We start from the raw sequence: 11,535 nt of genomic DNA, 5'->3' as shown, positions 1-11,535 counted from the left end.
GCTATTTTAAAACTTCAGTGTTATAAAAATTGGCATAGGCTTCCTCAAATTCTTGTAAGGTAACATATGGCAACACAGGTTTTTCAAGGTTGGATATATGACTCTGTAAATCTTCTGGAATATCTTCCGCAGCTAAAATAACAGCATCCGAGTTATCTACAGCAATCTTTAACAAATTATTATAATTGGGGGTTTTAAGATCCTGAATACTATCTTCTGAAATACCATCAAAAGCTACTTTCTTAATCATATCAGAATCTAGTTCACCTTCAAAAGATTTACCATAAACCGAAGTGACTATTTTACTAGCATTGAACAATGGCTCGTCTGCATAGTATTTTTTTAAATACAATGGCAACAAAGAAGCCAACCACCCATGAACATGTATTATATCTGGAGACCAATTTAACTTCTTGACTGTTTCAACAACACCCTTGGCAAAAAAGATAGCTCTTTGATCGTTGTCCGGAAACAAATTACCGTCCGTATCAGTAAACGTAGCCTTACGCTTAAAATACTCATCATTGTCTATAAAATAAACCTGAATACGCTCGCGAGGTATGGAAGCCACCTTAATTATAAGAGGCATATCCATGTCATTGATAACTAAATTCATACCTGACAAACGTATCACCTCGTGAAGTTGGTGTCTACGCTCGTTTATATTGCCATATCTCGGCATAAAAATCCGGATTTGACCGCCATTACTGTTGACCATCCTAGGAGTTTCATAAGACATTAGGGAAACTTCGTTCTGTGGAAGGTAGGGTACTAACTCCGACGAGACGAACAATATCTTTTTACCATTCATATATGCAATGTTTTTTATTTATTTGGTGCAACGTGCGTGCAAAATTACGAAAATTCTACAGATTAGCCGTAATTATAGTAAGTTTGCTCGCTTTTAAACCAAACCTATGCTAGTATTCAAAACTAAAAAAGAACTCTCCGATCACATTTCAACCCTGCCTAAAATAAATAAATTAGGGCTCGTACCCACCTTGGGTGCACTTCACACTGGTCATGCCTCCCTGGTTCAAAAGGCAGTTAAAGAAAATCAAACCGTTGTAGTAAGTATTTTCGTAAACCCCACGCAGTTTGACAATAAGGAAGATCTTGCTAAATATCCGGATACTTTTGAAGCCGATTTGGATTTACTTTCTAATATTTCGGAAGATATCCTTATTTTTTCTCCTTCTGCGGATGAAGTCTATGATCAAAATATTAAAGCCAAGAAGTATGATTTTGAAGGCTTAGACACGGTTATGGAAGGTGCATTTAGAGATGACCACTTTAATGGGGTGGGTACTATTGTTGAAGCGCTTCTTTTACTTGTAAAACCAGACAGGGCTTACTTTGGAGAAAAGGACTTTCAACAACTACAAATTATAAGAAAGCTGGTAAAACAACAGCAGATTCCTGTGGAGATTATAGGCTGCCCAATTGTTAGGGAAGCCAATGGCTTGGCCATGAGCTCACGTAATGAAAGGTTATCCACATCATTACGACAAAAAGCCTCGTTCATTTACAATACACTACTAACTGTCAAAGAAAAATTTGGCACGGAAAGTGCTAATTACATATTAGATTGGGTCAAAATACAATTTAAAGAACAAGAAGATTTAGAGTTGGAATATATTGAAATAACCGATGTAGAAACCCTAAGCCCAATTACAAGAAAAAACGAAAAACTAAAATATAGAGCGTTTATCGCCGTTTATGCTGACGGAGTTCGGCTAATAGACAATATTGCCCTATAATTAATTACCTTTATCCCATGCAAATAGAAGTTGTAAAATCTAAAATACACCGTGTAAAAGTTACCGGAGCCGATTTAAATTATATCGGTAGCATCACTATTGATGAAGATTTAATGGATGCAGCAAACATTATAAGAGGTGAAAAAGTACAGATTGTAAACAATAACAATGGTGAGCGGCTAGAAACCTATGCTATACCAGGGCCAAGAAAAAGTGGTGAAATTACTTTAAATGGTGCAGCGTCCAGAAAAGTAGCTGTTGGTGATATTCTTATTCTTATTACCTATGGTAGAATGGATATTGAAGAAGCTAAAAAGTTTAACCCTTCATTGGTATTCCCTAACGAAGAAACCAATTTATTGAAGTAAAATTGAACGAGAAACTTAAAAAGATTCTAAAAACACTACTCCCAATAGCCTTGGGAGTTTTTTTAGTTTGGTACTCTTATTATAAGACATCACCAGAAGATAGAACTCAAATATTATTTTACATTAAGGAAGCTGACCTTTTTTGGGTTAGCATTTCTATACTACTCGGTATCCTAGGCCATATCTCTAGGGCCGTTCGTTGGAACTTTTTATTGGAACCTTTAGGTTACAAACCTAAAATAATAAACAATATTTTTATCATTTTGATGGCCTATTTTGCAAACCTAGGCATACCAAGAACAGGGGAGATTCTTAGAGCCACAGCCCTCACCACCTATGAAGGCGTGCCTTTTGAAAAAGGGTTTGGAACTATTGTAACAGAGCGTGTTATTGATGTAATTATGCTTTTATCGCTAATAGGCATCACTTTACTCTTACAGACAGATATTATTTTAGGTTTTCTACAAGATAAAGGGTTCAACATTAAAGGACTATTACTATTGATGGGAGCAGGACTTGTAGGTCTGGTATTCTTTTTTATTTTCATTAAAAAATCGTCGCATAAAATAGCCATCAAGATTAAAGGCTTCGTTAAAGGACTTATGGAAGGTGTTTTTAGCATTTTTAAAATGAAAAAGAAATGGGCGTTTGTACTGCACACCCTTTTTATTTGGGGTTGTTACATTGGCATGCTTTGGGTCATTAAATTTACCGTACCCGAAACCATACACCTATCGTTAAGTCAACTTATGGTTGCTTTTGTAGCTGGGTCTTTTGCAATGACGGCTACCAATGGTGGCATTGGCCTATACCCCATAGCAGTAAGCAGTGCGTTGACCATTTTTGGCATTAGCGCGGTGTCCGGTGATGCCTTCGGATGGATTATGTGGATTGCACAAACTCTAATGATCGTCGTTTTTGGGGCAATATCTTTTCTGGTATTACCGTTATTCAACAGAAGCCGATAAGGTTTCGTTGTACCCAAAAACTAAACCATGTTACGCAAACTTACTTTTTTTGCATGCCTGCTTTGCGCGAGCCTCAACGCACAAGTTACACAAGAGATCTTTGAATCTTTTAAATTACAAGAGAGACGAGACGTAAAATACTACTTTCCAGAAGATTACGACAAAGAAAAAAAATACCCTTTAATTGTTGTTCTAGATGGCGAGTACCTTTTTGATCAGGTAGTAGCCAACGCTAAGTTTTACCATAAATTTCATGGCATGCCTGCCAGTATAATTGTAGGTGTGGAGCAAAGCAAAAAAAGTATTCGTTTTGACGATTGTGCTTTTGACCCTGATTCTGGTCTTCCTTCTGAAAAAGCAAAAAAATTCTTCGAGTTTCTAGGAATGGAAATTATACCTTACCTAGATTTAACTTACAGTACAGCACCTTTCAAAATGATTGTTGGGTATGATATCACCGCTAATTTCACCAACTATTGGCTTTTTAAAGAAAATTCGCTGTTCAATGCTTATGTGAATATTTCCCCGGATTTAGCTCCAGAAATGGAAACCAGAGTTCCAGCACGTTTAGCTGCTTTTGACAAACAAATTTTCTATGAATTAATAGTAGAGACTGAAAAAAACAAGAACACTTCACGAATTCTTCAGATGGACAAGGCCATTAAGGCCATTGACAAGGAATCCCTCCATTACAACTTTCAGCAATATGATGGTGCTGATCATGTTTCCATAGCCACTTACGGTCTAGGAAAGGTTTTTGATAATATTTTTGGCATGTTCAAGCCAATCAGCCCTAAGGAGTACAAAAATCAAATATTAACTTCTGAAGCGCCTGTTTTTCAATATTTAGAAAACAAATATCAAAATATAGAGGATTTGTTCCGAGTTAAAAAAACAGTTGACCTGAACGATATTATGGCCATCTATGCCGCATGCCGAAAAAAGGAGGATACAGAATCTTTAAAACCTCTTGCAGAACTTTGTAAAAAAGAATTTCCAGATACCATGATGGGTTTCTACTTTGAAGGTGAATATTACGAGCAGATGGGCGAACCAAAGAAAGCGTTCAAAACTTTTGAAAAAGCATTTGCTATGGATGAAATAGATTTCCTTACCAAAGAGATGGCTTTAGAAAAAATAGATGCTTTAAAAGCTGATTTTGGTTACTAAATCACAAACTACACAGCGCTAATTATCAAACAAAGTTTTACCTTTAAGGCCAATCCTCAAATCAAGGTATGGCCAAAACAAAAACAGCTTTTTTCTGCCAGAACTGTGGCACTCAATACGCCAAATGGGTGGGACAATGTTCTGCTTGCAAAGAATGGAACACCGTAGTTGAAGAAGTCGTTCAAAAGGAAGAAAAAACAAGTTGGAAGGCAAGTACTACAACGGTCAAAAAAATAGCAAAACCCTTACGTGTTAATGAAATTAGCACGGACAAAGAGCTTAGACTAGACACATTTGATTTAGAATTCAACCGTGTTTTAGGCGGCGGACTAGTACCTGGAGCTTTAGTTTTACTTGGCGGCGAACCTGGAGTTGGAAAAAGCACCTTGCTTTTACAGATCGCTCTTAAACTTCCCTATAAAACTCTTTACGTTTCTGGGGAAGAAAGTCAAAAACAGATTAAAATGCGGGCAGATAGAATTCACCCGAACAGCGAAACCTGTTTTATACTTACAGAAACCAAGACCCAAAACATCTTTAAACAAATAGAAACCACGGAACCGGATATAGTTGTTATCGATTCCATCCAAACACTACATTCAGATTACATAGAGTCTGCTGCAGGAAGCATCTCTCAAGTACGTGAGTGTACTGCAGAACTCATCAAATTTGCCAAAGAAACCAACACACCAGTTATTCTAATTGGCCATATTACCAAAGATGGTTCCATTGCAGGACCCAAAATCTTGGAACACATGGTTGATACCGTATTACAGTTCGAAGGCGATAGAAACTACGTATACCGAATCCTTAGAGCTTTAAAAAACCGTTTTGGATCAACGGCAGAATTAGGTATTTATGAAATGTTAGGTGGCGGGCTAAGACAAGTTAACAACCCTTCTGAAATACTGATTTCTAAAAATGATGAAGGATTAAGTGGCACTGCCATTGCATCTACCATAGAAGGCATGCGCCCATTAATGATAGAAATCCAAGCTTTGGTAAGTACAGCCGTTTATGGTACGCCACAGCGCTCTACTACAGGCTACAATGCTAAGCGTCTAAATATGCTGTTGGCCGTTCTTGAAAAGCGGGCTGGTTTTAAATTAGGAGCAAAAGATGTCTTTTTGAATATTACTGGTGGAATTTCAGTTGATGACCCAGCTATTGACTTAGCAGTAGTTGCGGCCATTCTATCCAGCAATGAAGATATTCCCATTGAAAAGGGCGTCTGTTTTGCTGCAGAGGTTGGTCTTGCAGGTGAAATACGGCCAGTACAACGGGTAGACCAACGTATTTCTGAAGCTGAAAAACTGGGTTTCACTTCTATTTATGTTTCTAAGAATAATAAAATTACCTTAAAAAATTCAAAAATAGAAGTGCATCTTATCTCAAGAATAGAAGATATGTTCAACTCTCTTTTTGGCTAATCTACTTATCTGAAAAATCAACAGAACGCCCCTACCTCTTATCACGAAGTATCCGGGCGGTAACCATGATTATCAAGATTACGACCACAATTACTATCAACTGGCCAAAGCCTACCTTTAGAAAGAACATATAGCCTATTTATGGTGCCGGATTAGGTATAGAATTGTGTATCGCTTCGATGCCTTCAAGCACCTCTTCGCTCAATTTCAAATCTATACTTTCAATATTCTCCTGCAATTGTTTCATTGAAGTAGCCCCAATAATGGTACTCGTAACGAACGGTCTTGTGTTTACAAAAGCCAAAGCCATTTGCGCCATAGAAAGTCCGTGCTGCTGTGCTAGTTCATGATACCTCTCAGTTGCCTGTATTGCTGGCTCATTACTGTATCTATTGTAGTTAGGAAACAATGTAATTCTTCCCGTTGCAGGCTTCATACCTCCTAAATACTTTCCGGATAATGTTCCAAAACCCATTGGGGAATATGCCAAAAGGCCAATCTTCTCACGCAATGAAATTTCAGAAAGACCAACCTCAAACTGGCGGTTCAAAAGGCTGTATGGATTCTGTATGGTAATAGCACGAGGCAAACCTGCATGAACTTTACTCTCCGTTAAAAAACGCATAGCTCCCCAGGGAGTCTCATTGGATATGCCTACGTGTCTAATTTTTCCTTCACGAATTAAATCGCGCATGGTTTCCAACACTTGATGAATATTATCTTCCCAATGGTCAGATATATCATGCTTATAACCTCTTTTCCCAAAGTAATTGGTATTTCTTTCTGGCCAATGCAGTTGATAAAGGTCTATATAATCGGTCTGAAGGCGTTCTAAACTTCCCTCAACAGCACTACGAATAGCATCTGGCGAGAAACCTGTAGTTCGGATAAACTTTGTAAAATCGGCCTTACCAGCAATTTTGGTTCCGAGTATGACTTTATTGCGATTGCCATTTTTCTTGAACCACGTTCCAATTATTTTCTCGGTTTCCGAATGACGGTCCGGATGCGCGGGAACAGGATACAACTCTGCAGTATCAAAAAAGTTAACTCCATTTTCTAAAGCAAAATCCATCTGTTCGTGGCCTTCCGCTTCGGTATTCTGTTTGCCCCAGGTCATTGTACCAAGGCAAATTTTACTGACTTCAATGTCAGTGTAGGGTAGGGTAGTATTCTTCATGTGTACTTTGGGGTATTATTGGGGTACTATTTTCAAAAAGCCCAAATCTAAGCAATTTGAAGGGTTACAAAAAACCCCTTATCGATTGTTGCCTGAAAATCGACAAAATACATATGTACAGGAAAAAACCTAACGGATCGACCAGATTAAACCATATCAATCTCTACCAAAATAGGACAATGATCACTATGTTTGGCTTCTGCGAGTATTACTGATCGTTTTAATCGACCCCTTAAAGAATCGGCTACCATGGCATAATCCAAACGCCATCCTTTATTATTGTTTCTAGAATTGGCTCGGTAACTCCACCAAGTATAATTATCGGGTTCTTCGTTGAAATGACGGAAGCTATCAATAAATCCGCTATTCATGAAATCGCCCATCCACTCTCGTTCAACAGGTAGAAAACCAGATACATTCTTATTACGAACGGGATCATGAATATCTATTGCTTTATGACAAATATTATAATCGCCTAAAACAATTAGATTGGGACGTGTTTTCCTAAGACCATCTGCATATTCTTGAAAATCTGCCATATACTGCAATTTGAGATCTAAACGCGCCAAATTAGTACCTGAAGGGAGATACATGCTCATGATTGAAATATCACCAAAATCTGCCCTAATATTACGTCCTTCAAAATCCATATAATCTATACCCGTTCCTTTTTGGACAGTATCTGGTTGCGTTTTAGATAGAATAGCGGTACCGCTATACCCCTTCTTTTGCGCACTGAACCAGTAATTGTATTTATAGCCCGCCTCTTCAAAAAGAGAAAGGTCTAACTGCTCCTCCATAGCCTTTATTTCCTGAAGACAAACTACATCTGGATCAACCGCTTGCAACCACTCTATAAAACCCTTGTTCAATGCAGCACGAATGCCGTTTACGTTATACGATACTATCTTCACGATTTTTACTTTTTTACGAAAATAAGCAATGTGAACCAAGAAGCCCATGAAGTTTGTTATTTTTGGGGTCTTCTAACAAAAGCCCTAAATGAAGTCGATTTTCACAGCCCTTATTCTTATTTTTTTTATACAAATCACAGAGGCACAAAGTCCTGTTCAAAAAGATAGTGTTACCGTATTAAAGGAAGTAGTTCTAACCGATACAATTATAAAAAAACAGGCCACGGGAATTGTTCCATCTTCAATTATAGGTATAAAAAGTTTTCAGAATTACAGCCCAGTAGATATGGTTTCTGCTATTAATCAAATACCAGGGGTCTTCGTTCTTTCCGGAGCTTTAAACACTAACAAAATTACAATTAGGGGTATTGGCGCTCGTTCCCAGTTCGGGACGGACAAGCTTCAGCTTTATTATAATGATATACCCCTAACAAATGGAACAGGATCATCTACCATTGAGACTTACGATTTAGAAAATTTAGACGGCATAGAGATCATTAAAGGTCCAAAAGGCACTGCATATGGCACAGGTCTTGGGGGCGCCATTATATTACACTCAGGAGAAAACACTAAAGAAGCTACTAGCCTTGAGAATAATTTCACAACAGGTTCATACGGGCTTATAAAGAACAATCTTAGATTCTCTCATTCGAATAACAGATTAGCATTAATGGTTCGTTATGGACATATGGAAACCGATGGGTACCGAGAGAATAACAGGTTTGAACGCGATGGAATTTTAGTAAACACATCGTATAAAATTAATTCAAAAAGTAAGGTTTCATTTTTACTAAACCATATTGATTATTCAGCACAAATACCTAGCTCCATAAGTCGTTCTGCATTTGATGAAGACCCAAAACAAGCAGCTTTTACTTGGAAATCAGCACAAGGTTTTGAGGATAACAATTATACTTTAGCCGGATTTTCATACCAACATGAATTTAGCTCTAGATTAGAAAACACCACAAGCATTTTTTACACCTATCTTGACCATTATGAACCAAGACCCTTCAATATTTTGGATGAAATCACTAATGGTTATGGCTTTAGAACTCGGTTTTCAGGAAATTTTAATTTTCTGCAAAGAAAAGCGAAGTACACCTTTGGAGCAGAACTTTATAAAGATGAATACAATTGGGGTACGTTTGATAATCTATACGAAGAGAATAACGGTAATGGCAGCTTAAAGGGAGGGCGCATTAGTGATAATAAAGAATTTCGCAGAAAATTTAATGGTTTTGGTTCCTTAACGCTTCCCCTTACAGATGAGTTCACTGCCCAAATAGGCCTAAATATCAACAAGACCCATTATGATTTTAGAGACAAATTCAATTCAGGTTCTGATAACAAAAATGCTAAACGCGACTTTAAAGCGATAGTACTACCGAGCCTTGATTTAAATTACAAACTGAATGAATACCATTTTATATACGCCAATATTAGCCGCGGCTTCTCTAACCCAAGTCTAGAAAGATCATTAACTCCAGAAGGTGTCATCAACCCTGACATTGCACAAGAAACAGGAATTAATTATGAACTTGGAGGTCAGTTTAATTTCTTCAATAAGAAACTTCACGTAGACCTCGCCGTCTATCGCATGAACATTGAAAACCTTTTGGTGGACCAAAGAATTGGCGAAGACCAGTATATTGGAAAAAATGCAGGAAGCACCAAACACCAAGGAATAGATTTAGAATTAAGCTACACTATTGCACTCACCCCTAACCTTCAAATGAGACCGTTCATAAATTATACGTTGAGTGACTTCAGCTTTGTAGAATTTATTGATGGAGAAAATGATTTTTCTGGAAACCCGTTAACAGGTGTGCCAAAAAACCGATTAAATTCTGGTCTTCAGATGCAAATGAACAACGGATTCTATTGGAATACCACTCACCAATATGTAGATAAAATATCATTGACAGATGCTAACACGCTATACAGTGATGCATTCAATGTACTAAACACAAAAATTGGATACAAAAAGCAACTATCCTCGCGTTTCACGATTGGGCTTAATCTCGGTATCAATAATATTTTTGATACAGAATATGCCCAATCGGTTCTAATTAACGCTACAGGATTCGGTGGCAGTGAGCCTCGTTATTATTACCCTGGAAACGGGCGTAATTGGTACGGAAGCCTGAAATTAGGGATACGAATCTAAGACTCTTCCATCTTCATTAACCAGCCTTTCATATCTACAGCTGCATGAATAATCGATTTTAATTTCGATATTTCAACACGTTCTTGCTCCATAGAATCACGGTGACGAATGGTTACCGTATTATCTTCTTTTGTCTGGTGATCAACAGTTATACAGAAAGGAGTACCATTGGCATCTTGTCTTCTATAACGGCGTCCAACAGCATCTTTCTCATCATATATAACATTAAAATCCCACTTAAGGTCTTTAATAATGTCATGTGCAATCTCAGGTAAGCCATCTTTTTTTACCAATGGAAATATTGCAGCTTTAGTAGGTGCCAAAACAGCAGGTAATTTTAAGACCGTTCTAGTTGTTCCATTCTCTAACTCTTCTTCTTTTAAAGAATTAGAAAAAACAGCCAAGAACATACGATCTAGACCAATGGAGGTCTCAAGTACGTACGGCACATAACTTTCCCTAGTTTCAGGGTCAAAATATTGTAGTTTTCTACCAGAAAATTTCTCGTGACTGGATAAATCAAAATCGGTTCGTGAGTGTATTCCTTCAAGTTCCTTAAATCCAAAAGGAAAACGGAATTCTATATCCGAAGCAGCATCTGCATAATGAGCTAATTTCTCGTGATCATGGAAACGATAGCTGTCTTGCCCCATTCCTAAAGAGAGGTGCCACTTCATGCGCTTCTCTTTCCATTTTTCATACCATTCTTGCTGTGTACCTGGTTTAATGAAGTATTGCATTTCCATCTGTTCAAACTCGCGCATACGAAAGATAAACTGTCGTGCTACAATTTCGTTACGGAATGCTTTTCCTGTCTGGGCAATACCAAAAGGAATTTTCATTCTACCCGTTTTCTGAACATTCAAAAAGTTTACAAAAATACCTTGAGCAGTTTCAGGGCGCAAATAAAGATCCATTGCGGTCTCTGTAGTTGCTCCCAGTTTAGTACCGAACATAAGGTTAAACTGCTTTACATCTGTCCAATTCTTAGAACCTGACATAGGACAGGCAATATCTAACTCCTCAATCAGTCTTTTGACATCTGCTAAATCTTCTTTTTCCAAAGATTGACCCAACCTTTTTAAAATAGTCGTTGCTTGTTCTTGATAATCAACAACTCTTGGATTTGTAGCCAAGAACTGCTCTTTATCAAATTTATCACCAAAGCGTTTAGCTGCCTTGGCCACTTCTTTTTCTATCTTACCTTCAATTTTTGCTACGTGATCTTCAACTAGCACGTCTGCACGGTATCTTTTTTTAGAATCCTTATTGTCTATTAATGGATCACTAAAGGCATCTACATGACCGGAAGCTTTCCAAGTAGTAGGGTGCATGAAAATTGCGGAATCAATTCCCACAATATTTTCATTTAGCTGTACCATAGCCATCCACCAATACTCCCTTATATTTTTTTTGAGTTCAGAACCGTTCTGCGCGTAATCGTAAACGGCACTTAACCCGTCATAAATTTCACTAGATTGGAATACATAACCATATTCCTTTGCATGGGAAATTACCCTCTTAAAATCGTCTTCTTGTTTTGCCATGCGGCAAAAATAGAATATTAGGGCAATG

General features: G+C 37.7%; 10 protein-coding genes. 6 read left to right on the top strand and 4 right to left on the bottom strand.

The annotated features are described in order from the left end of the window. Nucleotide 1: 1 nt before the first annotated feature. Nucleotides 2-811 carry a glycogen/starch synthase gene (locus IWB64_RS07415; protein WP_194533403.1) on the bottom strand — a complete coding sequence of 270 codons (810 nt, stop codon included), beginning with the start codon at nucleotides 809-811 and terminating at the stop codon, nucleotides 2-4. Nucleotides 812-917: 106 nt separating this feature from the next. Between IWB64_RS07415 and panC the strand changes: the two genes are divergently transcribed. The 5 genes from panC (at nucleotide 918) to radA (ending at nucleotide 5,696) form a co-directional block, all read left to right on the top strand. Next, on the top strand, nucleotides 918-1,760 hold the full coding sequence (panC, locus tag IWB64_RS07410; RefSeq protein WP_194533402.1) for a pantoate--beta-alanine ligase: 843 nt from the start codon (nucleotides 918-920) through the stop codon (nucleotides 1,758-1,760). A 17-nt stretch (nucleotides 1,761-1,777) separates the two neighbouring features. Continuing rightward, on the top strand, nucleotides 1,778-2,128 hold the full coding sequence (gene panD, locus IWB64_RS07405; protein WP_194533401.1) for an aspartate 1-decarboxylase: 351 nt from the start codon (nucleotides 1,778-1,780) through the stop codon (nucleotides 2,126-2,128). 2 nt (nucleotides 2,129-2,130) lie between these two features. Next, the gene (locus IWB64_RS07400) at nucleotides 2,131-3,096 is read left to right on the top strand and encodes a lysylphosphatidylglycerol synthase transmembrane domain-containing protein (protein WP_194533400.1); all 966 of its coding nucleotides are present in this window, start codon (nucleotides 2,131-2,133) and stop codon (nucleotides 3,094-3,096) included. A 27-nt stretch (nucleotides 3,097-3,123) separates the two neighbouring features. Continuing rightward, nucleotides 3,124-4,266, top strand: a complete 1,143-nt coding sequence (locus IWB64_RS07395) for an alpha/beta hydrolase (protein WP_194533399.1) — start codon at nucleotides 3,124-3,126, stop codon at nucleotides 4,264-4,266. A gap of 68 nt (nucleotides 4,267-4,334) precedes the next feature. Continuing rightward, nucleotides 4,335-5,696, top strand: coding sequence for a DNA repair protein RadA (gene radA / locus IWB64_RS07390; RefSeq protein ID WP_194533398.1), 1,362 nt, complete (start codon nucleotides 4,335-4,337; stop codon nucleotides 5,694-5,696). A 139-nt stretch (nucleotides 5,697-5,835) separates the two neighbouring features. On the opposite strand, the gene IWB64_RS07385 is transcribed toward radA, so the two are convergent. Both IWB64_RS07385 and IWB64_RS07380 read right to left on the bottom strand, forming a co-directional pair. Beyond that, nucleotides 5,836-6,876 (bottom strand): NADP(H)-dependent aldo-keto reductase, encoded by a 1,041-nt coding sequence (locus IWB64_RS07385; RefSeq protein ID WP_194533397.1) that lies wholly within the window; start codon nucleotides 6,874-6,876, stop codon nucleotides 5,836-5,838. 146 nt (nucleotides 6,877-7,022) lie between these two features. Further along, nucleotides 7,023-7,790, bottom strand: coding sequence for an exodeoxyribonuclease III (locus IWB64_RS07380; protein WP_194533396.1), 768 nt, complete (start codon nucleotides 7,788-7,790; stop codon nucleotides 7,023-7,025). A gap of 88 nt (nucleotides 7,791-7,878) precedes the next feature. Here IWB64_RS07380 and IWB64_RS07375 point away from each other — a divergent pair, with 88 nt between their 5' ends. Next, entirely contained in the window at nucleotides 7,879-9,960 is a 2,082-nt protein-coding gene (locus IWB64_RS07375; RefSeq protein WP_194533395.1) for a TonB-dependent receptor family protein, read from the top strand. Here IWB64_RS07375 and IWB64_RS07370 read toward each other — a convergent pair. Beyond that, nucleotides 9,957-11,507, bottom strand: a complete 1,551-nt coding sequence (locus IWB64_RS07370) for a glycine--tRNA ligase (protein ID WP_194533394.1) — start codon at nucleotides 11,505-11,507, stop codon at nucleotides 9,957-9,959. The two genes, IWB64_RS07375 and IWB64_RS07370, sit on opposite strands and share 4 nt — an antisense overlap. Between the last annotated feature and the right edge of the window lie 28 nt (nucleotides 11,508-11,535).

Source organism: Zobellia nedashkovskayae, assembly GCF_015330125.1.
GTDB lineage: Bacteria > Bacteroidota > Bacteroidia > Flavobacteriales > Flavobacteriaceae > Zobellia > Zobellia nedashkovskayae.
This window is presented reverse-complemented; position numbering and strand designations above follow the sequence as displayed.

Excerpts from the sequence above, each read along its gene's own strand:
- IWB64_RS07415 (WP_194533403.1), bottom strand. The coding sequence starts at position 811 with ATGAATGGTAAAAAGATATTGTTCGTCTCGTCGGAGTTAGTACCCTAC.
- panC (WP_194533402.1), top strand. The coding sequence starts at position 918 with ATGCTAGTATTCAAAACTAAAAAAGAACTCTCCGATCACATTTCAACC.
- panD (WP_194533401.1), top strand. The coding sequence starts at position 1,778 with ATGCAAATAGAAGTTGTAAAATCTAAAATACACCGTGTAAAAGTTACC.
- IWB64_RS07395 (WP_194533399.1), top strand. The coding sequence starts at position 3,124 with ATGTTACGCAAACTTACTTTTTTTGCATGCCTGCTTTGCGCGAGCCTC.
- radA (WP_194533398.1), top strand. The coding sequence starts at position 4,335 with ATGGCCAAAACAAAAACAGCTTTTTTCTGCCAGAACTGTGGCACTCAA.
- IWB64_RS07385 (WP_194533397.1), bottom strand. The coding sequence starts at position 6,876 with ATGAAGAATACTACCCTACCCTACACTGACATTGAAGTCAGTAAAATT.
- IWB64_RS07375 (WP_194533395.1), top strand. The coding sequence starts at position 7,879 with ATGAAGTCGATTTTCACAGCCCTTATTCTTATTTTTTTTATACAAATC.
- IWB64_RS07370 (WP_194533394.1), bottom strand. The coding sequence starts at position 11,507 with ATGGCAAAACAAGAAGACGATTTTAAGAGGGTAATTTCCCATGCAAAG.